The organism is Clostridium hydrogeniformans DSM 21757, from assembly GCF_000686705.1.
Classification (GTDB): domain Bacteria; phylum Bacillota; class Clostridia; order Clostridiales; family Clostridiaceae; genus Clostridium_Z; species Clostridium_Z hydrogeniformans.
Map to the genome: position 1 here is coordinate 1 of NZ_JMLJ01000014.1, position 26,562 is coordinate 26,562.

General features: G+C 30.1%; 28 protein-coding genes and 1 tRNA gene. 26 read left to right on the plus strand and 3 right to left on the minus strand.

Annotation, left to right across the window (positions count from 1 at the left end; genetic code table 11):
- Positions 1-232, minus strand: a 232-nt coding sequence (locus BR69_RS0108800) for an HTH domain-containing protein (RefSeq protein ID WP_027632860.1), incomplete at its 3' end; no start/stop codon positions are given.
- Between the two features lie 264 nt (positions 233-496).
- Between BR69_RS0108800 and BR69_RS0108805 the strand changes: the two genes are divergently transcribed.
- A complete protein-coding gene (locus BR69_RS0108805; protein WP_034849614.1) occupies positions 497-1,123 on the plus strand; it encodes a DUF3862 domain-containing protein in 627 nt (208 codons plus the stop codon).
- A gap of 236 nt (positions 1,124-1,359) precedes the next feature.
- The gene (locus BR69_RS0108810; protein WP_027632862.1) at positions 1,360-1,803 is read left to right on the plus strand and encodes a GNAT family N-acetyltransferase; all 444 of its coding nucleotides are present in this window, start codon (positions 1,360-1,362) and stop codon (positions 1,801-1,803) included.
- Between the two features lie 231 nt (positions 1,804-2,034).
- Here BR69_RS0108810 and BR69_RS0108815 read toward each other — a convergent pair.
- Positions 2,035-2,131, minus strand: a tRNA-Sec gene (locus BR69_RS0108815).
- A gap of 391 nt (positions 2,132-2,522) precedes the next feature.
- Here BR69_RS0108815 and mraZ point away from each other — a divergent pair.
- From mraZ to BR69_RS0108930, 23 genes are all read left to right on the plus strand, one after another.
- On the plus strand, positions 2,523-2,951 hold the full coding sequence (gene mraZ, locus BR69_RS0108820) for a division/cell wall cluster transcriptional repressor MraZ (RefSeq protein WP_027632863.1): 429 nt from the start codon (positions 2,523-2,525) through the stop codon (positions 2,949-2,951).
- Between the two features lie 15 nt (positions 2,952-2,966).
- A complete protein-coding gene (gene rsmH / locus BR69_RS0108825; protein ID WP_027632864.1) occupies positions 2,967-3,908 on the plus strand; it encodes a 16S rRNA (cytosine(1402)-N(4))-methyltransferase RsmH in 942 nt (313 codons plus the stop codon).
- A gap of 18 nt (positions 3,909-3,926) precedes the next feature.
- Positions 3,927-4,412 carry an FtsB/FtsL family cell division protein gene (locus BR69_RS0108830; protein ID WP_027632865.1) on the plus strand — a complete coding sequence of 162 codons (486 nt, stop codon included), beginning with the start codon at positions 3,927-3,929 and terminating at the stop codon, positions 4,410-4,412.
- A 24-nt stretch (positions 4,413-4,436) separates the two neighbouring features.
- On the plus strand, positions 4,437-6,611 hold the full coding sequence (locus BR69_RS0108835; RefSeq protein ID WP_027632866.1) for a stage V sporulation protein D: 2,175 nt from the start codon (positions 4,437-4,439) through the stop codon (positions 6,609-6,611).
- Positions 6,612-6,710: 99 nt separating this feature from the next.
- Positions 6,711-8,156: a UDP-N-acetylmuramoyl-L-alanyl-D-glutamate--2,6-diaminopimelate ligase gene (locus tag BR69_RS0108840; RefSeq protein WP_027632867.1), complete on the plus strand. Its 1,446-nt coding sequence runs from the start codon at positions 6,711-6,713 to the stop codon at positions 8,154-8,156.
- Between the two features lie 9 nt (positions 8,157-8,165).
- Positions 8,166-9,533, plus strand: a complete 1,368-nt coding sequence (locus BR69_RS0108845; RefSeq protein WP_150112259.1) for a UDP-N-acetylmuramoyl-tripeptide--D-alanyl-D-alanine ligase — start codon at positions 8,166-8,168, stop codon at positions 9,531-9,533.
- 58 nt (positions 9,534-9,591) lie between these two features.
- Positions 9,592-10,569 (plus strand): phospho-N-acetylmuramoyl-pentapeptide-transferase, encoded by a 978-nt coding sequence (mraY, locus tag BR69_RS0108850; RefSeq protein WP_034849618.1) that lies wholly within the window; start codon positions 9,592-9,594, stop codon positions 10,567-10,569.
- A 21-nt stretch (positions 10,570-10,590) separates the two neighbouring features.
- A complete protein-coding gene (gene spoVE / locus BR69_RS0108855; RefSeq protein ID WP_027632870.1) occupies positions 10,591-11,688 on the plus strand; it encodes a stage V sporulation protein E in 1,098 nt (365 codons plus the stop codon).
- Positions 11,689-12,213: 525 nt separating this feature from the next.
- Positions 12,214-12,990: a cell division protein FtsQ/DivIB gene (locus BR69_RS0108860; RefSeq protein ID WP_027632871.1), complete on the plus strand. Its 777-nt coding sequence runs from the start codon at positions 12,214-12,216 to the stop codon at positions 12,988-12,990.
- Between the two features lie 11 nt (positions 12,991-13,001).
- The gene (locus tag BR69_RS0108865; RefSeq protein WP_027632872.1) at positions 13,002-13,724 is read left to right on the plus strand and encodes a DUF881 domain-containing protein; all 723 of its coding nucleotides are present in this window, start codon (positions 13,002-13,004) and stop codon (positions 13,722-13,724) included.
- 15 nt (positions 13,725-13,739) lie between these two features.
- Positions 13,740-14,081: a small basic family protein gene (locus tag BR69_RS0108870; RefSeq protein ID WP_027632873.1), complete on the plus strand. Its 342-nt coding sequence runs from the start codon at positions 13,740-13,742 to the stop codon at positions 14,079-14,081.
- A 12-nt stretch (positions 14,082-14,093) separates the two neighbouring features.
- A complete protein-coding gene (locus BR69_RS0108875) occupies positions 14,094-14,834 on the plus strand; it encodes a DUF881 domain-containing protein (RefSeq protein ID WP_027632874.1) in 741 nt (246 codons plus the stop codon).
- An 87-nt stretch (positions 14,835-14,921) separates the two neighbouring features.
- Positions 14,922-15,581, plus strand: coding sequence for a YggS family pyridoxal phosphate-dependent enzyme (locus BR69_RS0108880; protein ID WP_027632875.1), 660 nt, complete (start codon positions 14,922-14,924; stop codon positions 15,579-15,581).
- A 27-nt stretch (positions 15,582-15,608) separates the two neighbouring features.
- On the plus strand, positions 15,609-16,067 hold the full coding sequence (locus BR69_RS0108885; RefSeq protein WP_027632876.1) for a cell division protein SepF: 459 nt from the start codon (positions 15,609-15,611) through the stop codon (positions 16,065-16,067).
- Positions 16,067-16,834, plus strand: coding sequence for a YlmH family RNA-binding protein (locus tag BR69_RS0108890; RefSeq protein ID WP_027632877.1), 768 nt, complete (start codon positions 16,067-16,069; stop codon positions 16,832-16,834). The genes BR69_RS0108885 and BR69_RS0108890 overlap by 1 nt, the downstream gene beginning before the upstream one ends.
- 11 nt (positions 16,835-16,845) lie before the next feature.
- A complete protein-coding gene (locus BR69_RS0108895) occupies positions 16,846-17,454 on the plus strand; it encodes a DivIVA domain-containing protein (protein WP_027632878.1) in 609 nt (202 codons plus the stop codon).
- Positions 17,455-17,559: 105 nt separating this feature from the next.
- Entirely contained in the window at positions 17,560-18,360 is an 801-nt protein-coding gene (gene aroF / locus BR69_RS0108900; RefSeq protein WP_027632879.1) for a 3-deoxy-7-phosphoheptulonate synthase, read from the plus strand.
- Positions 18,361-18,556: 196 nt separating this feature from the next.
- Positions 18,557-19,162, plus strand: a complete 606-nt coding sequence (locus BR69_RS0108905) for a TraR/DksA C4-type zinc finger protein (RefSeq protein ID WP_027632880.1) — start codon at positions 18,557-18,559, stop codon at positions 19,160-19,162.
- A gap of 11 nt (positions 19,163-19,173) precedes the next feature.
- On the plus strand, positions 19,174-19,629 hold the full coding sequence (gene lspA, locus BR69_RS0108910; protein WP_423219675.1) for a signal peptidase II: 456 nt from the start codon (positions 19,174-19,176) through the stop codon (positions 19,627-19,629).
- Positions 19,629-20,546, plus strand: a complete 918-nt coding sequence (locus tag BR69_RS0108915) for an RluA family pseudouridine synthase (protein WP_027632882.1) — start codon at positions 19,629-19,631, stop codon at positions 20,544-20,546. The genes lspA and BR69_RS0108915 overlap by 1 nt, the downstream gene beginning before the upstream one ends.
- Before the next feature lie 156 nt (positions 20,547-20,702).
- Positions 20,703-21,239, plus strand: a complete 537-nt coding sequence (gene pyrR / locus BR69_RS0108920; RefSeq protein ID WP_027632883.1) for a bifunctional pyr operon transcriptional regulator/uracil phosphoribosyltransferase PyrR — start codon at positions 20,703-20,705, stop codon at positions 21,237-21,239.
- A gap of 61 nt (positions 21,240-21,300) precedes the next feature.
- A complete protein-coding gene (gene uraA, locus BR69_RS0108925; RefSeq protein WP_027632884.1) occupies positions 21,301-22,569 on the plus strand; it encodes a uracil permease in 1,269 nt (422 codons plus the stop codon).
- A 158-nt stretch (positions 22,570-22,727) separates the two neighbouring features.
- The gene (locus tag BR69_RS0108930; RefSeq protein ID WP_027632885.1) at positions 22,728-23,846 is read left to right on the plus strand and encodes a THUMP domain-containing class I SAM-dependent RNA methyltransferase; all 1,119 of its coding nucleotides are present in this window, start codon (positions 22,728-22,730) and stop codon (positions 23,844-23,846) included.
- Positions 23,847-23,890: 44 nt separating this feature from the next.
- On the opposite strand, the gene BR69_RS0108935 is transcribed toward BR69_RS0108930, so the two are convergent.
- Entirely contained in the window at positions 23,891-25,585 is a 1,695-nt protein-coding gene (locus BR69_RS0108935) for an Rqc2 family fibronectin-binding protein (RefSeq protein ID WP_027632886.1), read from the minus strand.
- Positions 25,586-25,737: 152 nt separating this feature from the next.
- On the opposite strand from BR69_RS0108935, the gene dapF reads away from it, so the two are divergent.
- A complete protein-coding gene (dapF, locus tag BR69_RS0108940) occupies positions 25,738-26,562 on the plus strand; it encodes a diaminopimelate epimerase (protein ID WP_027632887.1) in 825 nt (274 codons plus the stop codon).

Below are 26,562 nucleotides of genomic sequence, written 5' to 3' on the forward strand. Positions count from 1 at the left end.
ATGCGGAGCGCCATCTGCTACCAGATGATCGTATTCTTTTTAAACCGATTATATTAATATCAAAACCACATTCTGAAAATATATCTCTCGGGAATTTACCCTTTTCATTTTCGGCGATAAACAGTCTTTTAAACTCATCAGTGTATGTAATTCCTTTTTCGCTAACATTTTTAACATATTTATTATTAGAAAGTATTTCTATCTCTTCTTTTGAAAATAATTTCTCACTCATCTCTATTCACTCCTAACTTTATAATTCTATTATAAATATAAAAACCCTATAGAATAGACTTTTTTTTATCATGTCTACTCTATAGGGTATATTTTAGAGTGTTTTCTAGACCATTTTTTTAATTTGTAAGAAATAAATCTTTGCTTTTAGTCATTTAAAAGACAAATTATTTGTAAGTATATCCAAAATTAGACATATGCATAGGGATCATATAAGAAATTATGGTAAAATTATTAATGTATCTTAATATAGGAGGAGATTATTATGAAAAAGAAATTTTATAAAAAGTGGTGGTTTTGGTTAATAGTAGTAGTTATTGTTGGTGCGGGGGCAGCAGGAGCAGGGAGTAGTAAAAAGGATAATGGTGATAGTAAGACTTTAGCAACCACAGAATCTGAAAAGAAGGATGCTAAAAAAGATAATGATAAGAAAGAAGAGAAAAAGAAAGAAGATTCAAAAGTTAATTATGATAATTTCTTAAAGATAGGAATGGGATCTTCTTATGAAGATGTTGTAAAAATTATTGGAGAAGGTCAAGAGTCAAGCTCCTCAGAGGTAGCGGGAATAAAGAGTACTATATATACTTGGAAGGGTACAGGTATAAGTAATGTTACTATTACTATCCAAAATGGTGCTGTAACAGGAAAAGGACAAGCTGGGTTAAATAAGAATAAAGCAGATATAAATCTAGAAAAATACAATAAAGTTGAAACAGGTATGAGTTTAAAAGAAGTAGAAAATATATTAGGAGAGGGAACCTTAGTTTCTAGAACAAAAATAATGAATAGTGAAAGTGATAGCTATGGATGGGTAAATAAGGATGGTAGTAACTCACATATAAGTTTCCAAGGAGATAAAGTTACAACAAAGGCACAGTTTCAATTAAAATAAATTAAATAATAAAATGTATGGTTATACTGATCATGCATTTTATTATTTTAAGCTGGGTTTTATTTATATTTCTTAGTTTTAAGTTGTTCGTTTAAGGAAAAAATTTAACGGATAGTAATAGGGCTTAATAGAGGTTGTGGCGGAGATATATAAAGCAATGTAATTTTTAAAAAATATGTTATTATAATATAATGAAAAATAGCTTATTATTATGATATGAGGAGAGTAGGGGTAATATGGAAAAGTTAGTCTTATTAGAAATGAAAAAACATATGATTAATAATTGCGTGGATTTATTTATTGACATATTTACTAAAGAACCATGGAATGATGTTTATGAATCAAGGGAACAAGTAGTTAGTTTTTTTAATAATCATTTTAATAATAATTACTTTCTAGGTTATGTAGCTATGTTAGATGATAAAATTGTAGCCTTAAGCCTTGGTATGAAAAAGCCATGGATGGAAGGGATGGAATACTATATTGATCAGTTTTGCGTTAGTTACAAAATGCATGGAAGAGGTATTGGAAGTTGGTTTATGAAAGAAATAGAAGAAAGTATTAAAAATCAAGGAATGAATGGAATCATATTACACACAGAAAAAGGTTATCCATCACAGATGTTTTATGAGAAAAACGGATTTAAAATAATTAATGATTTAATAGTTCTTGGTAAATAGTAAAAAGAATTTATAAAGAAATACTTCATATTTTCTTATATTGAAAAATATAGGTGGAGAGTTCTACCTGTATTTTTTTAGGCTATATTTTAAAACTATATTAGAATATAGTCAATTAAAAATATAAAAGAAAAAGTTATTTCCAGTAAAATGTGGTGAAAATCTAAAATATAATATAATAAATAAGAGGCTTTAGAAAGTATAACACTTTCTAAAGCCTCTTATATCAATTGGCGGGAATATGTGGGAATCGAACCCACCCATGGTGGTCTTAGCACCACAACACGGTTTTGAAGACCGGCGAGCACACCAGCACTCATCTACTCCCATGAAGATTACAAAACTTATAATACAAGGTATTTAGAAATTAGTCAAGGACTTTGAAATAAAAATAATAAAAAAGAAGAAAAACATAAAAATTAAAAATAATATTAGACTTTATAAGATATTATAAGGAAAAAAAGTTTAATAATAAAAAAAGAATGAAAAAATATTAGAAAAAAATTAATAAAAATTAATAAATCTCATAAAAAACATGATTATTGTATATGTGAATAAAAGCTATAAATAAATATAATATTAATCATTATATTAAGGTAATTCACAAATTAAATTAATCTTAATAAAAAAATCATTTAAAAAGAAGGTTTTTTTTGATTTTTAGAGAATAAATAATGTAAAGTGGTTTAAAGTGGTTCAAAGTGGAGGGAGTTTATATAATGCTTGTTGGGGAATATACTCATGGGTTAGATGGCAAAAATAGAATGATTATCCCATCAAAGTTTAGGGAAGCTTTAGGAAGTAAATTTATTTTAACTAAAGGCTTAGATGGATGTTTATATGCCTACACCCTAGAAGAGTGGAAAAACCTAGAACTTAAACTTAAAGCATTGCCCTTAACAAATAAAGATGCTAGAACCTTCGTGAGATTTTTTGTTGGTGGAGCTCATGAAATTGAAATAGATAAACAAGGGAGAGGTCTTATTCCTCAGAGCCTAAAGGAATACTCATCCATAGAAAAGGAAATAGTAAGTATAGGGGTTCTTACTAGGATTGAAATATGGAGTAAAGAAAAGTGGGAAGAATACAATAAGGATAACGTAGATTTTGATAGCATATCTGAAAAAATGGGAGAACTAGGAATTTAGAGAAGGAGACATAATATGGAGTTTAAACATGTATCGGTATTATTAGATGAGTGCATGGAAGCACTTAATATAAGAGAAGATGGAATTTATGTAGACTGCACTTTAGGTGGAGCAGGACATTCTAGTGAAATTCTAAAGAGGTTAGGTGAAAAAGGTACATTAATAGGAATAGACCAAGATCAAGATGCATTAAATGCAGCTAAAGAAAAATTAAAAGAATATAAAAATGTAATTTATGTTCATGATAATTTTTACAATATAGATAATATCTTAAATAACCTTGGTATTGAGAAGGTAGATGGTATATTAATGGATCTTGGAGTTTCATCTTATCAGCTTGATACAGGGGAAAGAGGCTTTAGTTACATGAATGATGGAGCCTTAGATATGAGAATGAACAGAGACAGTGAATTTTCAGCCTATGATGTAGTCAATGGATATTCAAAGGAAGAGCTATATAGAATTATAAAAGAGTATGGTGAAGAAAAGTTTGCTAAAAGAGTAGCAGATTTTATAGTGAATAAAAGAAGAGAAGCTCCTATTGAAACAACCTTCCAATTAGTTGAGGTAATAAAGGCAGCAATTCCAGCAAGAGCAAGAAGAGAAGGTCCTCATCCAGCTAAGAGAACATTTCAAGCTATAAGAATAGAGGTAAATAGAGAGCTTGAAATATTAAATAAAACCATAGAAGATGGAATAAATCATTTAAATGTAGATGGTAGAATGGCCATAATAACTTTTCATTCTCTTGAGGATAGAATAGTAAAAATCAAATATAGAGATATTGAGAATCCTTGCACTTGTCCAAGAGAGTTCCCAATTTGTGTTTGTAATAAAGTACCTAAAATAAAAGTTTTAACTAAAAAACCTACAGAACCTTCAGAAGAAGAACTTGAGATTAACCCAAGAAGCAGAAGTGCAAAGCTTAGGGTATGTAAAAAAATTTGTTCTAAATAATCTTGGAGGTGAATAAAAATGATAGTAAATGAAAAGTATATGAAAGGTTCCTTAGCAGTAGTACCTGAAAGAAAAGAAGATAAGGAAGGAAAAGAGAGATATAGGGAACTTAAGAAGGCCAAAAATCAGCGAAATAAAAGATTAAAAGAAAAACAATGGCAGGTTAAAAGAGGTACATTGCTTTGTATTCTTTTACTATTTATTTGTGGGTTTTCAGTAATTTATAGTTATGGAGCAGCATTTACAAAGCAAAAAGAATTAGCCAAACTTCAAAAGAGTGAAAGAGATATAAACATGGAGAATGATAATTTAAAGGTAGAGCTATTAAAATTCAGTAGTTTTGAATATGTAAAATCTAATGCTGAAGGTAAACTTTCTATGATAGCTCCAGATAGAAGTAAAGTGATAAGCGTAGATTTAAATAGAGATAACTTTAAAGAGGAGTCTTTAGTAAAGGAGGAAAAAAATAGTATAGTTAGTTTTATTAAGGATTTATTCTTTTAATAAAACTTGTTTGGAGGTAGGAATGTGTCAAAGGGTAATTATAGAGATGAAGTTGTAGTAAGAAAGAGAATGACCATAGTTTTACTAGGGTTATTCCTTTTATTATTTGTTCTAGTATTTAGATTATTTTACTTAATGATAATTAAGGGAGGATTTTTATCTTATAAGGCTAAGGAACAATGGACTAGTGAAGTTAAGTTATCAGCAAAAAGAGGACGGATACTAGATAGAAATGGAAATGAGTTTGCAGTAAGTGCTAATGTATATAGGGTTGATTTAGATTTAAATGGATTAAGACAATATAGTAATACAAAGGGAATAACCTTAGAGGAAATATCAGATAAATTATCGGTAGCTTTATCAATGGAAAAAGATAAAATCCTAGGAATTATAACAAAAACTCTGCCAAGTGGAGAACCTATGGGGTCTGCTAATTTAGTAAGAAGAATTGAAAAAGCAGAGGCGGATAAGGTTACAGCTCTTGGAATTAAATCTATTATGGTATCTCCAGACACCAAAAGATATTACCCTAATAATAATCTTTTATCTCATGTTTTAGGTACAACAAATGTAGATGGAGAAGGACTTACAGGAGTAGAATTAACATATAATAAATATTTAGCAGGGGTTCCTGGTATGCGTATAACGGAGCTTGATAGAAATAGTGGAGAGCTTCCAAACATAATTTCTGAATATACAGACCCTATACAAGGAAAAGATGTATATTTAACCATAGATGAAAAAATTCAATACTTTGCAGATAAAGCAGCTGAACAAGCTATGAAGGATAACAAGGCAAAGGCTGTTACAATAGTTGTTACAAATCCTAAAACAGGAGAACTTTATGCCCTTGTTAATAAGCCTGATTTTAACCCTAATAATCCAAGAGAAGGAGCAGAAAATAGTGATGAACTTCAAAGGATGTGGAGAAATAGAGCAGTAAATGATACCTATGAGCCTGGATCTATATTTAAGGTAATTACAGCTATAGCTGCTATGGAAGAAGGATTAGTGGGAGAAAATGATACATTTAACTGCGGTGGAAGTATACAAATAGGTAATAGAACCATACACTGCTGGAAGAGAACGGGACATGGACCACAAAATTTCGCAGATATAATTAAGAACTCCTGTAATATGGGATTTGTTGAGCTTGGAAGACGTCTTAAAGCAGAGACTCTTAATAAGTACATTGATAAGTTTGGATTAGGCAAGGTAACTGGAATAGATCTTCCAGGAGAGGCGAAAGGAATTGTTAAAAAGACAGATAAAATCAGTGAGATTGATCTTGCAACTATTGCTTTTGGTCAAACTAATACAGTAAACCCAGTACAATTTTTAGCGGCTTTTAATGCTATTGCAAATAATGGGGTTTGGATTAGACCTCATGTAATGAAGGAAATAAAAGGAGCTGGGGAAGAGGTTATAAAATATGATGATTATGATTCAAAAAGAATAGTCAGTGAGGAAAACACTAAAACCTTAAGAACCTATCTTGAAAGAGTTGTTACTGAAGGTAGCGGAAAAGGAACCTTTATTGATGGATATCATATAGCAGGAAAAACTGGAACAGCTCAAAAGGTTAACCCTCAAAATGGAACTTATGAGGCGGGTAAATATGTTGCATCCTTTGTTGGAATGGCTCCAGCAGATGATCCAAAACTTAGTATATTTATTGCCATTGACGAGCCAAGTGATGGTGCTTACTATGCAGGAGTAATAGCAACACCTGTGGCAAAACAATTGTTTAATGATATATTTAATTATTTAGAGTTTAAGGGAGATGCTAGTGAAGAAAATATTGCAAAGAGCTTATTAAAGGATGTAATAGTACCAGAAGTTAGAGGAATGAATAAGACTCAAGCTACAAAGGCTTTAAAGGATGCAAAGCTTGAGGTTGAAATACAAGGAAATGGTTCTGTAATTAATGATATGAATCCAAAACCAGGTTACACAGTTAAAGAAGGAACTAAAATCATACTTTACACTGATGGTTCAGCAAACTATAATAAAGAGGTGATGGTTCCAAACCTTGGGGGAATGTCTAAGGAAAAAGCCACAGAACTTTTAAATAGTTTAGGGCTTAAGGCAAGCTTTGAAGGAGAAGGGATAACTTCACAGCAAAGCATTGAACCTAAGACTATTGTAAATAAAGGAACTATAATAAATATTATCTTGTCACCAAACGCAGGAGATTAATAGTTTAGGCATGGGGTGTTTTAATAAAGAAACTTAAAATACCCCATGCCTATGTTATGTAATTATTAATATGGTATTTTAAGTTTAAGGAGTGAGACTATGAATTTAAAAGATATTTTAAAAGATGTAGAATTTGAAGTTTTACAAGGAGATCTAAATAGGGATATAAATAAATTAGCTTATAATTCAAGGGAAGTAGAACAAGGAGATCTGTTCTTTTGCATAAAGGGATTTAAGGTGGATGGACACAAATACTTTAATTCCGCTGTAGATAATGGGGCAAAAGTGATAATTTGTGAGGATGACTTATGTAGCAGTGAAGAGATTACAATACTTAAGGTTAAGGACTCAAGAAAGGCGTTAGCTATTTGTAGTAAAAACTATTACAAGAATCCTTGTGGAGATATTAAGATAATTGGTATTACTGGTACCAATGGGAAGACTACATCTGCTTTTATGATGAAATCAATTCTAGAGGAAGCAGGTTTTAAGGTAGGCCTCATAGGAACAGTTGCTAATTATATAGGAGATAAGAAGCTTAAATCAGAAAGAACTACTCCGGAATCCTTAGAACTTCAAAAGTTATTTAGGGATATGGTAGATAATGGAGTTGAATACTGCGTTATGGAAGTATCATCCCACTCTTTATATTTAGATAGAGTTTATGGAATTGAGTTTATAACAGGAATATTTACTAATCTAACCCAAGATCATTTAGATTTTCATGAAACACTAGAAAATTATTTTAATGCTAAGAAAATCTTATTTAATGTAAGTAAAAATAAAGTTATTAATATAGATGATGAGCATGGAAAAAGAATAGTTGAAGAATTTAAAGATAAGGTTTTAACCTTTGGAAGAGAAAATAATGGAGATTTAAATTGTAGTAATATAATAAATGAACCTAGGGGAGCTAAGTTTAATTTAGATATAAATGGTAATAATCATTTAATAGAGTTAAATATTCCAGGAATATTTAATGTATATAATGCTTTAGGAGTAATAGGAGCATCCCTTTTAGAAGATATAGATATGGAAATTATAAAAAATGGACTCAAAAAGTCAGTAGTTCCAGGAAGATGTGAGATAATATCTAATGGAATGAATTTAGAATATGATATTGTAGTTGATTACGCACATAGTCCAGATGGTCTCGAAAATATATTAAAATGTGCTAGAGAGTTCACAAAAGGAAGGCTTATAGGTGTATTTGGATGTGGAGGAGATAGGGACAAAACTAAGAGACCTATAATGGGGGAAATTGGTGTGAAATTATGTGATATTGCAGTTATTACCTCAGATAATCCAAGAACAGAAGATCCTATGGACATAATTAATGATATATTAGAGGGAGTTAAAAAAGATAATTATAAAATTATAGAGAATAGAAAAGAAGCTATTAAAGAGGCTATTAACATTGCAGGGCCCTTAGATGTTATAGTTATTGCTGGAAAGGGACATGAAGATTATCAAGTTCTTAAGGATAAAACTATACATTTTGATGAAAGAGAGATTGTAAAAGACATACTAGAAGAAAGTAAGTAGGAAGTGATAATTATGAAAATGAGTATGGATGAAATTCTAAAAGGAATTAATGGGGAATTAATTTTAGATGGAAAAGATTATGATTATGATACCATAGAAACTGATACTAGGAAGTTGCAGAAAAATAGTATATTTATAGCCCTAAAAGGTGAGAATTTTAACGGTAATGACTTTATATTAGATTCAATAGAAAAAGGTAGTACTATTTGTATAGTATCTGAAATAAAATTTAATATAGAAGAAATTTCTAATGGTGTATCTATAATAAAAGTTGAAGATACAAAAAAGGCACTTTTAGATTTAGCTGAAACCTATAGGAATAAGCTAAACATAAAGATTGTAGGTATTACTGGTTCTACAGGAAAAACTTCTACTAAGGACATAGTAGCGGCATTTTTAAGCTCTAAGTATAAGGTGTTTAAAACAAAGGGGAACTTTAATAATGAAATAGGACTTCCTCTTATGATGTTATCCTTAGATGATAGCTATGATATAGCTGTTCTTGAAATGGGAATGAATAATTTTGGTGAAATTCACAATTTAGCTAAGGTAGCAAGACCCCATATAGCTCTTATAACTAATATAGGTATTTCTCATATTGAAAATTTAAAGACCAAGGAGAATATATTAAAAGCTAAAATGGAAATATGTGATTTTTTCACAAAAGAAGATATTCTTATAATAAATAAGGACAACGATATGTTAAATACCTTAGAGACCAAAGATATTAATACAGTATCCATTGGTGTAGAGGAAAAAACATCGAGTATAAAGGGGAATAATATTAAACTTTTAGAAGATGGCATTATCTTTGATGTAGAGGATAATAATGTGGTAGTAGGAACAATAAGATTACCTATGGTAGGTAAGCATAATGTACTTAATTCATTATTAGCCTATGGAGTTTGTAAGGAGTTTAATGTATCCATAGAAGATATTAATGAGGGAATAAAAAATCTTGAAGCCACCTCAATGAGGCTTGATATACTTAAGAAAGAAAGCTTTACTATAATAGATGATTGCTATAATGCTAGCCCTGATTCTATGAATGCTGCTATAGATGTACTTGATTCATTAAAGGGAAGACGAAGAGTTGCTATTTTAGGAACTATGAGAGAACTTGGAGAAGAGGCAGAAAATGCTCATAAAGAAATTGCAGTCTATGCAAAGAAAAAAGGAATTGACATAATAATAGCTGTTGGAGAATATTCTTCTATGTTTAAGGAAGGTTTTGGTGAAGATATAACTATATTTAATACAACAGATGAATGTAAAGACAATATAAAGTATTTAATAAAAGAGGGAGATATAATCCTTATTAAAGGTTCAAGAGGTATGAAGTTTGAAAAAATAGTAAATAAATTAAAAGAGATATAATTACTTAGCTAAAGAAGGGAGGAATCCATTTTAAACAGTTTAAAATGGATGCGGGGAAATGTTTAACGGAAACTTAAACCATATTTTAAATTATAAAACCTTATTATCTATATTATTAGGATTTGGAATTTCGTCACTTTTAGCACCTTTGGTGCTTCCTATACTACATAAGTTAAAGTTTGGCCAGTATATAAGAAAGGAAGGTCCAAAGAGCCATCAAAAAAAAGCTGGAACTCCAACTATGGGAGGGATAATTTTCATATTAGCAACTTTAATATCTATGGTTATAATAGTTAAGAATCCAAGTGATGAGGCTATGGTAGCTTTATATGCTTTTATAGCTTTTGGCTTTGTAGGATTTTTAGATGATTTATTAAAAATTCTTTATAAAAATAATGATGGACTTAAAGCATGGCAGAAGATGATTCTTCTCATACTTATATCTGGAGCCTTAGCTTATTATGCTAAGATTAATATTGGAACTAGGGTACTAATTCCTTTTGCTAATATATATATAGATCTTGGGATTTTCTTTATACCATTTATGGTGTTTTATTTCTCAGGGGTAACTAATGCGGTAAACCTAACAGATGGATTAGATGGACTTGCTACTTCAGTAACCTTATTAGTGGTAACTTTCTTTGCTTTAGTAAGCTTTAGCATGGGAAACTATACAGTAGCTCTTTTCTCCTTAATTCTTGTTGGGGCCTTATTAGGATTTCTAAGATATAATGCCTTCCCAGCAAGGGTGTTTATGGGAGATACGGGATCATTAGCTTTAGGTGGAGCAGTGGGAACCATAGCTATGATTTTAAAGCTTGAATTTCTATTAATTATAGTAGGGGGTATATATGTTATGGAAACTCTTTCTGTAATAATACAGGTAACTTCCTTTAAGTTAACAGGAAAAAGAGTATTTAAAATGTCACCTATACATCATCATTTTGAACAAATAGGATGGAGTGAAACAAAGATAGTATCTGTGTTTTCAATACTTACAGTAATATTTTGCTTTATTGCATTTTTATCCTTTTAGTAATATTTAGGAGGAGAATATATGAAAAAAAACTTACCTAATAAAAAGGTGGATTTCATACTATTTTCTACTATAATGGTACTTTTAGCAATAGGTATTGTTATGGTATATAGTGCAAGTTCATATTTTGCACTTCATAAATATGGAGATAGTATGTTCTTTTTCAAGAGACAGTTATTATGGGGAGTTTTAGGATTCGTAGCCATGGTATTTACCATGAGTATTGACTATCATAAGTATAAAAAATATGCTTTTATTGGATTATTAGGATGCATACCTCTTTTAATAGCAGTATTCTTTTTTCCACCTGTTAATGGGGCAAGAAGATGGATAAATCTTGGGATAGTAACCTTTCAGCCTTCTGAAATAACCAAATATGCTGTGGCTATATTTTTAGCAGCTAGCATGTCAAACCAAGGGGAAAAGATGAAGGAGTTTAAAAAAGGGGTACTTCCATATCTTTTAATATCAGGCTTCTTTGCAGGACTTATACTACTGGAAAAGAACATGAGTATAGCAACAGTTATAATGACACTTACATTAATAGTTATGTTTGTGGCAGGCAGTAATTTTAAGCATTTAGTATCTATAGTTTTAGGGGTTTTTATACCAGGACTGTTGGCTCTAGCTTTTGCAGCTCCTTATAGAAGGGCGAGGATGCTTAACTTTTTAGATCCGTGGAAGGATGCAGCGGGAAATGGATATCAGCTTATACAATCTTTTTATGCATTAGGTTCAGGAAGAATCCTTGGCCTTGGTCTAGGTGCCTCAAGACAGAAAGCTTTTTATATGCCAGAACCTCACAATGATTTTATATTTGCAATTATTGGGGAGGAACTTGGCCTTATAGGGTGTTTATTTGTAATTGCTATGTTTTTAATATTTATTTGGAGAGGGATAACCATTGCTCAGAAATCAAAGGACACATATGGAACCTTACTTGCAGTAGGTATAACATCTGTAATAGCTATTCAGGCTGTTATTAACATAGCTGTTGTAACAGGATCTATGCCTGTTACAGGAGTACCTCTTCCATTTATAAGTTCTGGGGGAACATCCCTTGTAATAAATATGATAGCTATGGGAATTCTTTTAAATGTATCAAGAAATCTAGAATAGCTTTAAGGAATAAATCTTAAGTGATTTATTCCTTTTTTTATTAACTTATGCTTCATAGAATGAGGAAAAGGTTTATTATAAATTGAAAATAATAAGAAGTTATATATTGGATACTATAATATATTTAAGATCTTATACTGAAGATTAAGTCTATATTATATATTAATGATTAATTATAGGGATAACCCACTGTATTTTAATACTTACATAGTCTATATAATTTATATTACTAGTTTAGTTAAGAGAATTAGCAAATAATAACTATACATTATTAACCAATAATATATACAAATTATAAATTAGAAATAATATATATAAGTTTTTAGTATATATTTTTAGTCACTGAATAACTGAAAAAATACTATTGATATAAGTTGTTATAAGGGAAACAGCTAGGGTATATTAGAATTTTAGAATAAAATTTTAATAAAGTAATTTATTTCATTAAATTTTCACCAAATTTTAATGAAATAATTTTTTATAAATGTTATTATATAATTGTAAATATAATGCAAGGGTGATGTGATGAAAAAAGCAATAAATGAAGTATATTCAAAAGAAACTTTAAAGAAAAGAAAATTTAAAAGAAGCCTAAAAAAAGTAGTTTTTTTTATGATTTTCATGGTAGCTATACTTATAACGGTGGCAATAAAGGCGCCATTTTTTAATATAAGTACAATATTTGTAGAAAATAATAAAATAGTATCTAATGATGAGATATTACAGAAGTCTCCTATAAAAACAGGACATAATATTTTTTATTTTAATAAGAATAATATTATTAAATCTATACAGGAAATACCCTACATAGAAAAAGTTAAAATAGAGAGACAGCTTCCAAAAACCATAATTTTAAAGGTTAAGGAAAGAGAGGCTTTTTTTTATGGGATTTTTGATAAAACCTATTATGTTTTTGATAAAGATATGAGGGTTTTAGAAAAAAGAGATAATTTAGAAGGATTAAATTTAGTAAATGTTACAGGTTTTGATTATTCTAATGTGGAAGTTGGTCATACTATACAGGATGAAAGTGTAAGAAAAAATGATCTTATTAAGGACATATCTAAGCTTTTAGCCGCGAATGTATCCACAATACAATTTACTTCCATAAATATTGAAGATCCATTAAGTATAAAATTTGGGTATAAAGATATAGAAATTAGAATAGGTACAGAGGATGGATTAAAAGAAAAGTTAAATAAGGTTTTAAACATATTAATAGATAGAGAGGACGTAAGGAACGGAAAAGGGTATATAGATGTGAGTTTTAATGGAAATCCAGTTGTATATTTAGAAGGTTAGGAGGAATATTTATGAAAAAATATATATCTCAAATAGCAGTAGCTTTAGTTTGTGTAATACTAGGATTTTTACTGACTTATCAATTTAAACTCTTAAATAATCAAGAAAAGGATATGGTGAAAAACAATTATAATTCTCAAGACTTAACATCAGAGATTGAGCAGCTTAAAAAGGAAAAGATAGAGTATGAGAAGAAGAATAATGAAACACTTCAGCAGTTAAAAAAATATGAAGAAGCTGCCACAAGTAATAATGATATTACAAAGGAACTAAAGAAACAGTTAGATGATACGAGACTTCTTATAGGAAGTGTAGATGTAGAAGGACCAGGGATAACTGTTTACTTAACTCCAAAGAGCAATATTTTTTCAAGTAACTTAGCCGCTCAGTATTTAACAGATAGTGAGCTTGTATATATAATAAATGAGCTTAATTATTCTGGAGCAGAGGCTATCTCTATAAATGATAAGAGGGTTACTATCCAAAGTGGTATTAAGAGTTCAGGAGGAAATAGTTTTATATTAATAAATGATGAGAGAATTTCTCCAAGAGAAAGAATTACTATAAAGGCTATTGGAAATAAGGAAAATCTTTTAGCAGCCATGAATTTCCCAGGAGCTTTAGAGTTTCAAGGGTTGCCTTCTTATGATAAGGATATAAAAGAAACGGATAAGATAAAGATTCCTAAGTTTTCTAAAATATATAAGAATGAATATATGAAACCTGTAAAATAATTAGGAGTGATAAAGATGATAGCATTTATAGGATTATTAATAGGGATAATAATAGGATTATTTTCAAAGGTAAATATACCAGATAAATTTTCACCATATATGTCAGTGGCGATACTTGCTTGCCTTGATTCTGTTTTTGGAGCTATAAGAGCATCTCTTTCAAAGAACTTCCATGCTGATATTTTTATATCAGGATTTTTTGGAAATGCAGCCTTAGCAGCAGCACTAGCTTATCTTGGAGATAAGTTAGGAATACCTATATATATGGCAGCAGTTATAGTTTTTGGAGGAAGAATATTTGATAATTTTGCTATTATAAGAAGACTTATAATAGAGAAAGCTAAATCCCATGAATAATGAGGTGGTTTTATGAAGATAAATGAGGCAAATATTTTTGTTTTCATAGCTGCTATTATAATAGGTATTTTAATATCCTTGAATATTAATTTAACTGGGGTGGAGGAAAGAGTTGTTTTAAGTGCTAAACAATATCAAGAAGCTAATAACCAAAGGACTAAGCTTATAGGAGAGGTTTCTTCAGCAAAAGAGGGATACTATAAAAATCTTACCAAGCTTGAGGGATATCATTTAAAAGATAATGATAAGGATAAGATTTTAGATGAGATTAGAGAAGAAATAGACCATAATAAAAATATTTTAGGGTACTCTAAGGTTAAGGGTCCTGGCCTTAAGATTACGTTAATTGATGCTACAGAAAGCAGATTTATAAGTAGTATGGCAGAAGAAGATCTCTTTAAGGCTAGAGATATGTTAATACACAATACAGATATGCTTAATGTTATTAATGAAATAAAGAATGTAGGAGCAGAGGCACTATCTATCAATGGTCAAAGGGTAATGTCTAATTCTGAAATCTATTGTTCTTGGGCATTTTTAAGTGTTAATGGAGTTAAAACCCCTGCACCTTTTTATATAACTGCTATTGGTAATAAGGAGTTAATGAAAAAGTACCTCCTAAGCAGTGAGAGTTATTTAAAAAGTTTAATGAATAGAGGTATAAATGTAACTATATATGAGGAAGATGAAGTTGAAGTTCCAGCATATACAGGAACTATGAAAGTCAATGATTTGAATTATTATTCAAAATAATTAAGGTTTTTTGAAGGAATTTTTAAATTAATGAAGAATATTAAAACTAAGTGTGAGTTTATACAAAAAGGTGAGGGGAGACTATCTTTGGGAATATATGAGAAAGTAATAAAACTAAAATCTGAAATCCCAGAAAGTGTAACTTTGATTTCTGTGAGTAAAACCAGATCTCTTGAAGAGATGGAAGAGGCTTATAAGGCTGGGGCTAGAGACTTTGCTGAAAATAAGGTTCAAGAAATTAGAGATAAGTTTCCAGAATTTCATCAGGATGTAAGATGGCATTTTATAGGTCATTTGCAGAGAAATAAGGTTAAATATCTTGTGGATAAGGTATATTTAATACATTCTTTAGATAGGATTTCCTTATTAGAAGAATTAGAAAAGCAATATGAAACTAAGGGGAAAACTGTTAATGTATTAATAGAAATAAACATAGGAAGGGAAGGAAGTAAAACAGGACTTCTTTTAGAGGATTTAGAGGAGCTTTTAGATAGGGTTCAAACATGTAGAAGTGTAAAAGTTAAGGGGCTTATGACAATAATACCTAAGTGTGATGAAAAAACTTCAAGAAATTATTTTAAGGAAGTAAAGAATCTTTGGGATTCTTTAAAGGAAAGAAACCTTAATAATATATCTATGGAAGTATTATCTATGGGAATGACAAATGATTATAAGGTTGCCATAGAAGAGGGATCAAACACAGTTAGAGTTGGAGAAGGTATTTTTGGAAAAAGAGAATATAAATAAAATTTAAGCAATTTAGGAGGGATTAGTATGTCAAACGTATTACATAAAATGAGAGGATTCTTAGGATTAGATGATGAGTACGATGAAGAGTACGATGAAGATATAGAAATGGAAGAGGTAGCAGAAGAGGTAGAGCCAGTTGTAACTTCAAGTAGAAGACCTAATAAGGTTGTTAATATTTCAGCTGCACCTTCTGCAAAAAGCAGTACTACAAGAATGTCTATAGTTAAGCCAAGTGCTTTTGAACAAGCTACTGATATAGTAGATGATCTTCAAAATAGAAAGATAGTAGTTTTTAATACAAGTGCTTTAGAACCTAAAGTAGCTCAAAGACTTTTAGACTTCATAAGTGGATCTAGCTATGCTTTAGGTGGAGAACTTCAAGAAGTTGAGCGTGGAGTTTATGTTCTTTCACCTTCTAATGTTGAAGTTTCCAATGAATTTAAAACAGAAATAACTTCAAAGGGATTATTTAACTGGAAATAATGAATAAAAAAGACTTTTTAAATAGATTTACCTCTGATGATAAGACCTCCTTAGCAGCCTTATACGAGAAGATAAAGGTTGCTGAGAGGGTTTCTTATCCTTTATACACTAATGAATTTTATCCACCTAATGTTATAAATACATTAAAAGATATGAAAGAATTAGAGTATATTGATATGAAATTTTTAGGTGGATTTGAAGAAGCTGAAAGAAAACTTATAGGTTTTAATAGTGAAGATTATTATGATATGCCTTATGCAATATTAAAACTTAAATGTAAATCAAAATTTCATAACTTAACTCATAGAGATTTCCTTGGAGCTATAGTATCTTTAGGAATAGTAAGAGAGAAATTCGGAGATTTAATTGTTGAGGATAATGAAGCATATATACCTGTTATAAACGAAGTTGCTCCCTATATAATTAATAACCTAACTTCTGTAGCTAATACTTCTTGTGAAGTTTCTATTGTAGATAATGTAGAAGAAATGCCTAAGGTTAATTTTGAGGACGTAGATATAATCTCTTCTTCCTTAAGAATGGATTGCATGGTTAGTGCTATTACAAGGGTGTCTAGAAGTAATTCTGAAAAACTTATAAAAGAGGGTAGAGTATTATTAAATTATTCTCCTTCCTTAGAAAAAAGCAAAGAAATATCTATGGGAGATGTTATTACTATAAGAGGATATGGTAAATTTAAAGTTTTTAAGGTTTTAGGAAATAGTTCTAGTGGAAGAATAAAGATGAGAATAAAAAAATATAGTTAGAGGTGAATAGCATGAAATTGACTCCAATGGATATAAATAATAAAGAATTTAAGCGTGGGATAAGAGGATATAATCCAGAGGAAGTAGACGAGTTTTTAGATAAAATTGTAGAGGATTATGAAAGTTTATTTAAGGAAAATTCAGTTTTAAAAGAAAAAATGGCTGCAATGAATGAAAGAATAGAGCATTATACAAAGGTAGAATCTACTATACAAAACACATTAGTATTAGCACAAAATGCTGCAGAGCAAGCAAAGAGTGTTGCTCAAAAAGAATCAGATATGTTGCTTAGAAATGCTAATGATACAGCACAAAGGATTCTTGATAAGGCTCATAATGATGTAATGCAAGTAACAGAAGAGTATGATAGAATGAAACAAGAATTTATAAAGTTTAGAGCTAAATTTAGAAACTTTATGCAAATTCAATTAGAGACTTTTGATGATTTAGAAAAAGATTTTATTAAAAATTATAGCGTAGGATACACTATTGAAGATGAAGTTAAGGAAAAAGAAATAGAAGAACCTATTACTTTAAATTTAAGTGATGTAAATGAGGATGATTTTAAAAAAGATGATTTAGATGCTATTAAAAGTTTTTTTATAAAGGATGAAAATTAAAACTCACTCAATTGAGTGGGTTTTTTTCTTGATTATTTATGGTAAAATAATATAAATATTATTAAAAGAAAAAAGCTTTTATTTTAAGTTCAGAGGTGATACAGGATGAATAAATTGTTAGTAGAAAAAAATAGTGGTAGTAATATAGTAATAGATATAAAAGGAAGAAGATTAGGTGGAAAAGAAAAGTTTATATTTTCAGGGCCTTGTGCTGTGGAAGACTATGACTCTATGATAGCTTTAGGGAAAAGACTCAAAGTTTTAGGCGTTCATGGGCTAAGAGGAGGAGTATTTAAGCCAAGAACCTCTCCTTATGATTTTCAGGGACTTAAGGAAGAAGGCCTTGAAATTATGAAAAGAGTGGGAGAAGAATTAGATATGATAGTATCTACAGAGATAATGGATACTAGGGATGTAGAAAACTCATTAAATTATATAGATATAATACAGATAGGCTCAAGAAATATGTATAATTATTCTCTTTTAAAAGAAGTAGGAAAGACAGATATTCCAATAATTTTAAAAAGAGGAATGAGTTCTACCATAAAGGAATGGCTTTATGCAGCTGAATATATAATGAGAGAAGGAAATGAAAAAGTAATTTTATGTGAAAGAGGAATAAGAACCTTTGAAACATATACAAGAAATACTTTAGATTTAAATGCTGTAGCTTACGTAAAAGAAAAGTATAGATTACCTATTATTGTAGATCCAAGCCATGGTACAGGACTTCGTGAACTTGTCCATAAAATGTCCTTAGCAGGAATTGCAGCTGGAGCAGATGGACTTATAATAGAAAGTCATTTAAAGCCTGAGGAAGCAATTTCAGATGCTAGACAAACAATCTCTTTAGATACTCTTGAAGGGATAATTAAGTCAGTAAAGACCATGGAGAATATTCTATAGTTTTATAGTTATAAAATAAGACAATATTGCAAAAAGTATTCATAAAGTGAATCTTATTTAATTGGGATATTACTTAATTAAATTTAGATAACTTATCCATAAAATAATTTATATTTATTTTAAATAGAAAAATATTTATTATAAGGAAAAGTTATATGTGGAATAAAAAAATGGTTTTTGCAAAGGAGTCAATAAGATGAATGATAAAGAACAATTATATTTTAAAAATAAGTTATTAAATGAAAAGGCTAGGGTTAATGAGTTATTAGAACATTTAAAAAGAAATGATGTTATAAATTCTAATGAAGAAATGGCCCAGGAAATCTCCTTTTATGATAATCATACAGGAGATTTAGGAGAAGAGCTTTTTAATAAGGAAAAATCTATAGCTCTAAAGGATAATGAATATAATATATTAAAAAAGATTGATGGGGCTTTAGATAGCTTAGAAAAGGGTACATATGGAGTATGTGAAAGTTGCAAGAAGACAATACCAAGAGAAAGATTAGAGTTTTTACCCTATGCTACTTACTGTGTTAATTGCCAAGAGTCAAAAAACTCCTTAGAGTATTATAAAAGGAGTAAAGATACTGGAGAAGATGTGTTGTTAAAAAAGCCATTTATTTATGGATTTAACGATAGAAAAGATGAGGTGGGGTTTGATGGAGAGGATTCTCTTCAAGCTGTAGATAGGTTTAATCAGCTTCCTGATAGGGATGAGTTTTATGAGGATGATAATGATTATGTGGAACCAATTGAGGCTATTAGTAACGAGGACTATAAAAAACAGTTGCCAGATTAAAAACTAGGGGGATGGGAAATTTGGAATTAGTAATAATTATTTTGGGTATAATTTTAGATAGAGTTACTAAAATATATGCTTTAAACAATTTAGCAGGAAAAAAAGATTTAATAATAATAAAGGATTTCTTTCAATTTTCTTATTTAGAAAATCGTGGAGCAGCCTTTGGTATATTTCAAAATAGGGTAATATTTCTTACTTTATTTACTTGCATCTTAATAAGTGCTATGATTTTTTACTTATATAAAAATAGAAAGAGCAGTAAACTTTTAGCTATAAGTTTAAGTATGGTAATATCAGGAGCTATAGGAAACCTGTTTGATAGGGTATATTATAAGTATGTGGTAGACTTTATTCTTCTTCATTACAAAGATGTTTATTATTACCCTACATTTAATGTGGCAGATATACTTGTAGTAGTAGGAACTGTTCTACTTGGAATATATATAATAAAGGATGTTAAGTAATGGAAGTAATGAAATTTTTCGTTGAAAAAGATGAATCTAACATAAGAATAGATAAATTTTTAAGTAGTAAAATTAAAGATAGATCAAGATCTTTTATTCAAAGAATAATAGAGGAAGAAAAGGTAATAGTAAATGGAAAAGTGGTAAAAAGTAATTATAAACTAAAAGAAAATGAAGAGGTTACTTTTACCATAGAAGAGCCTAAAGAGCTTACTATAGAGGCAGAAGATATTCCTTTAGAGATTATATATGAAGATAAGGATGTAGCCGTAGTAAATAAACCCTCAGGGATGGTAGTACATCCTGCATCAGGAGTATATAATGGAACTTTAGTTAATGCTCTTTTAAATCATTGTGACGATTTATCAGGTATTAATGGGGTTATAAGGCCAGGAATTGTACATAGAATAGACAAAGATACCTCAGGAATTTTAGTTATTGCAAAAAATGATTATTCCCATAATAAGTTAGGAGAGCAGTTTAAAGAGCATTCTATGAAAAGGGAGTATTATGCCTTAGTAGAGGGAAGATTAAAAAATGAGGAAGGAACTATAGATACTATTATTGGAAGGCATCCTTCAGATAGGATTAAGTTTGCGGTTACAAAATTAGGTAAAAGAGCAATAACCCATTATAAGGTTATAGAAAGGTTTAATAATAATACTCTAGTTAGATGTAACCTAGAGACAGGAAGAACCCATCAGATAAGGGTTCATATGAACCATATAGGTCATCCAATGGTGGGAGATCCAGTTTATGGACATAAGAAACAAAGGTTTAAAATAAAAGGGCAATTATTACATGCTAAAACCTTAGGCTTTAATCATCCTATAACTAATAAATTTATGGAATTTGAAAGTAACCTTCCAGAAGAATTTATTAATATACTAAACATATTGAGAAAAGAATTGAAATAGAATGAGAAATATGATATTATGTTATAGAAAATTACCTTTAACATGATCCAGAGAGGTCATAAGGCAATAAATTTTGTAACATAGAATTTATAAGTCTTATTTCCTCTTGGAAATAGGACTTTTATTATAAAATAAAATATTTGGGGTGAATTAATAATGAAGTTAAAGGCAGCTTTATTAGACAAGGATTCTGTAAGAAGAAGTTTAATCAGGGTTTCTCATGAGATAATAGAGAAAAACAAAGGAACAGATGATATAGTTTTTGTTGGAATAAAGAGAAGAGGATATCCAATTGCTAATAGAATAGCAGAAAATATAAAAAAGTTTGAAGGAGTTAATGTTCCAGTAGGTAAAGTAGATATAACACTTTATAGAGATGATTTAAATAACATAAGTGATTTACCAACTGTAAATGATAAAGAAATTGGAGTTTGTGTTCAGGGCAAAAAAGTTATATTAATAGATGATGTTCTTTATACTGGAAGAACTGTTAGAGCAGCTATAGATGCTATAATGGATTCAGGAAGACCTAGTTCTATTCAGTTAGCTGTTCTTATAGATAGGGGACATAGGGAACTACCAATAAGAGCAGACTATGTAGGAAAAAATATACCAACTTCTAAGGAGGAAATAGTGTCCGTTGAGATATTAGAAATTGACGGAGAAGATTCAGTGAAAATATATGAAAAATAATTAAAAGCCAAAATAATACTTTTTAAAATAGCCCAGTGAGGTTATTAAAAGGAGGAATAATATGAAAAATTATGTTGACGTAGAAGAAAGATTACCTATATTAAAGACCATACCATTAAGTATCCAGCATTTATTTGCTATGGTGGGAGCTACAATTTTAGTTCCTATGCTTACAAAAACTAGTCCTTCAGTGGCTTTATTTTGTAGTGGAGTTGGTACTTTATTATACATCTTATGTACAAAGGCAAAATTGCCTGCTTACATAGGTTCATCCTTTGCCTTTATAGTACCTATGGTTACTGCATCAGAAAAATTTGGACCAAGTGGAATGCTTTCAGGGGTGGTTGCAGCTGGTTTAGTTTATATATTAGTTGCTATTATCATAAAGTTTACAGGGTCAGGTTGGATTGATAAAATACTACCACCTATAGTTGTAGGTGCCGTAGTTATAGTAATAGGACTTGGGGTTGCAGGTGTTGCAATAAATTGGGCAGGTCTTAATCCTAACTTTACAACAGATGCTTTAAAGGATGTACCAAGATTTTACTGGATTTTAGTATCTTTAACTACCTTAGGAATTGGAATATTTGGAAGTATGTATTTTAAAGGATTTTTAGGAGTTATTCCTATACTTATATCCATGATAGTTGGATATATAATGTCCTTTGCATTAGGTCTTGTACCTCAAGAAGCTATAGATGCAATTGTTAATGCAAAACTGTTTTCATTTCCTACTATTACTACTCCTACTTTTAGTTGGGGAGCAGTAATGCTTATGGCACCTGTTTCTTTTGTAACTCTAGCAGAACATATTGGACATGTATATGTTACAAATAATGTTTGTAATAGAGATTTCACTAAGGAACCAGGACTTCATAGATCTATTTTAGGAGATGGAGTTGCTACATTATTTGCAGGGCTTGTTGGTGGACCTCCAAACACAACTTATGGAGAGAATATAGGTGTTATGGCTATAACTAAGGTTTATAGCGTATGGGTAATAGGTGTTGCAGGGGTAGTTGCTATAGTACTCTCCTTTATAGGACCAGTTGCTCAGATAATAACAAATATTCCACTTCCAGTTATGGGTGGTGTTAGTACATTATTATTTGGAATTATAGCTTCCTCAGGATTTAGAGTTTTTGTTGAGAATAAAATAGATTTTTCAAGAAAGAAAACTCTTATTGTAGTATCAGTTATAATTGTCCTAGGAATAGGTGGAGCAGTTATAAACATTAAAGGCTTTGAACTTTCAGGAGTTGCTCTTGCCACTTTAGTAGGAATAATTTTAAATTTAGTACTGCCAGAAGTAAGTAAAAATGAAGAATAACACTATATTAATATAACTTTTTGTAATATAATTAAAATAAGTGAGGGTAACCTCACTTATTTTAATTTTTTTAAAGAGAGGGAATACTTAAAAGTAAAGATAAAATTATAAAGTAATAGTATACAAGATAATTAAATTTACATAAAGGAGAAAAAGCTATGAATTATTCTTTAATAGCTACAAGTACCTTTGGTATAGAGGCTATAACATCAAAGGAACTTAAAGATTTAGGATATGAGGATTTAAATGTGGAGAATGGCCGTGTAACCTTTGAAGGGGATGATATGGATATAGCCATATGCAATACATGGCTTAGAACAGCAGATAGAGTTTTAATAAAGATGGCAGAGTTTAAGGCTGAAAGCTTTGAAGAGCTTTTCCAAGGAACTTTAGCAGTAGATTGGGGAAGTTTAATACCCGTAGATGGAAAGATGCATGTAACAGGTAAGTCTATAAAATCTACTCTACATAGTGTGCCGGATTGCCAGTCTATAGTAAAAAAAGCTGTAGTAGAATCTATGAAAAGAACATATAATACGGATTGGTTTAGTGAAGAGGGACCAGTGTACAAAATAGAAGTTGCTATATTAAAGGATATTGTAACTTTAACTATAGATACTACTGGACCAGGACTTCATAAAAGAGGATATAGAGAAGTTGCAGGAGCAGCACCTTTAAAGGAAACTTTAGCAGCTTCTATGGCATTAATAAGTAAATGGAAGGGAGATAATCTATTAATAGATCCTTTCTGTGGCTCAGGAACAATACTTATAGAAGCGGCTATGATAGCTAAAAATATAGCACCAGGCCTTAATAGAAGCTTTGTTTGTGAAACTTGGCCTACTATGGAAAAAGAAGTATGGGATCAAGTGAGAGAGGGAGCTAGAGCTTCTATTAATGATAAAGACATGGCCCTTTTAGGATATGATATAGATTCAAGAGTTATAAGGATGGCAAGGGAGAATGCTAGAAAAGCTGGCGTAGGGGAATATATAACCTTCCAAGTCATGGATTTTAATGATTTTTCAACTAAAAGAAATAAGGGCTTTATAATAACTAATCCTCCTTATGGAGAAAGAATTGGAGTAGAGAAGGATATCGAAGAACTTTATGAAAAATTAGGGTTAGATTATAGAAGGCTTAAAAACTGGGAGTTTTACGTATTAACTTCCTATGATAGATTTGAAAGATTATTTGGACATAAGGCTGATAAAAATAGAAAGCTATATAATGGTAGAATACAATGCTACTATTATCAGTATTTTGGAGAAAAATAAGATTGCATAATAAATAGGCTAGAAAAATATTTCTAGCCTATTTATTATAGCTTTTCTAAAGATAACTCTTTAGGATCCACATAAGCAGTTTTATTAGTAGAGTATATTACCATTCCAGGCTTACTACCGGAAGGTTTTTTTACATTTTTAACTTCAGTGTAGTCTATAGGAACCTTTGAGGAGTTACTTGCTTTACTGTAGTAGGCAGCAAGGGTTGCAGCTTCTTCTAAGGTTTTATCAGGTATATTCTGGCCTTTAACTATTACATGGGATCCAGGTATATTCTTAGTATGAAGCCATAAGTCATTTCTTTCTGCAAATTTTAGGGTTAAATAATCGTTTTGAGAATTATTTTTGCCTACATATATATGATAACCTTCAGAGGATAAAAAATGGAGGGGCTTAGAAGGTTTGATTTTTTTCTTGCCTTCCTTTTTAAACTTTATATAGCCACTTTCCATAAGTTCTCTTCTGATTTCATCAATTTCATCATAACTATCTATGGTTTTTAAGGTGGAGAATACTGAATTTAGATAATTAAGCTCCTCTTCAGCTAAGGATAATTGAACCAATGCGGATTCTTCAGCCTTTTTATATTTATTATATTTTTTATAATAGCTTTGTATATTCTCAGAAGGAGTTTTTAATTCATCTAATGGGATATTAATATACTCCTCTTCCTCTTTGTAATAGTTTAGAAGAGATACTTCCTTCATACCTTCTTTTAGTGAGTATATATTTGCTGTAAGAAGTTCACCTTTTATTCTTAAATCTTCTTTTTCATTACATTTCTCTAGAGTATCTTCTAAGATTTTAATTTTTTTATTACATCTGTCTAGGTTATTAGAAATAATTTTTTGGATATCTAGGGTTCTATTATGAATCCTGTCCTGTTTATCTTTTTCTCTATAATAATTATCTAGTAACTCACTAGGAGAATCAAAACTAATAGCCTTATATTCATTATAGGTTTCAAAAGAAATTGAAGAGAATTCTTTTAATAGTCCTTTTTCATCAACATAGGAATTATAGCTAAAGTTTTTAAAATCATAGTAATCTTTAAAGAATTCCTTAGAGAACTCATATAAGGATAAATTACTTTTTTCAAATCTAAAGAATAACTCCTTAGATAAAATTTTACTAATCCCTGTGAAGATTTTTGAGAATATAGAGGAATCTAATTCTAATCCTAAAGACATTTTATTAAAGTCTTCTAAGGTAAAATCTAGAGGATTAAGTCTTTGGGATTTAGGAGGATATATATATTTAATATTGGGGTATAGAGATCTATAGCTATTTATATCAGGGGTAATATGCTTAATACTATCCATTATAATATTATCCCTATCTCTAACTAAAGTTATATTACTATGCCTTCCCATTACCTCAACTATTAAACTATATAGGCTGTTAAAGCCTAAGTCATCAGTTCCTTCAAATTTAAGAATTAGTAACCTATCTCCATCTAATTGATTTATATCAATTAATCTAGAATTTAATAAGTATTTTCTAAGAACCATGCAAAACATTGGAGGTTTTAGTGGATTGTCCTTAGAAGTTTTTGAAAGATATATTCTAGGATAAGAGGAGCTCGCGCTTATTAAAAGTTTTTTATTACCCCTAAGGGTAAGGAAGATTTCATCTTTTTCTGGTTGATTAACCTTATCAACTTTAAGATTAACCAAGGTGTTTTTTAATTCTTCTTTAATTGTATATAAAAAAACTCCATCAAGAGCCATAAAATTCACCCTTTCTCTATTTATTTATATGAATAGTTTAACACATAAGTCAATTATATATAAATTTATTCAATTTGTAATGATTTTTCATAAAATATAAAGTATCATAGATATATAATTGAAGTATTTATATTAAGGAAAAGGTGGTTAAAATGAATTTCACAAAAATGCATGGAAATGGAAATGACTTTATAGTCCTAGAAGACTTTAATAATGAATATGTTAATAAAGAATCAGCTCTAGCTAAAAAGCTTTGTCATAGAAGATTTGCTATAGGAGCAGATGGAATATTATTAGTTAGAAAATGTGAAGATGCTCATATAGAAATGGTTATAATAAATTCCGATGGATCCTATGCTGCCATGTGTGGAAATGGGCTTAGATGCTTTGTAAAGTATGTTTATGAAAAAAACATTTGTATAGAAAATCCTATGAAAGTTAAGACTGGGGATGGAATAAAGACTGTATTTTTAGAAGAAGAAGACTCAAAAGTTAAAAGTATAAAGGTAAACATGGGTAAACCATCCTTTAATCCTAAGGACATACCAGCAGATGCAACCCATAATATAATAAATTATCCCTTAATTCTAGATAAAACCTATACTATAACAACCATTAGAATGGGAGTTCCTCATACTGTAATATTTACAGATTTAGAGGAAGTAGACATAGAGGAAGGGAAGGCTATAGAGAGAGCAAGTATTTTTAAAGAAGGTACTAACGTTAACTTTTGTGAAATTGTAAACAAAAATCATATTAAGGTTAAAACCTGGGAGAGAGGGGCAGGACCTACACTAGCCTGTGGAACTGGAAATTGTGCCTCAGCATTTGTAGCTAACTTTTTAGGTTTAGTTAGCGAAGAGGTTAAGGTAGAAGTTCAAGGAGGGATATTAAATATCCTAATAGAAAATGGTGAGGTTTATATGATAGGTAATGCAGAATTTGTTTGTTCAGGAAAGGTATTAATTAATATTTAG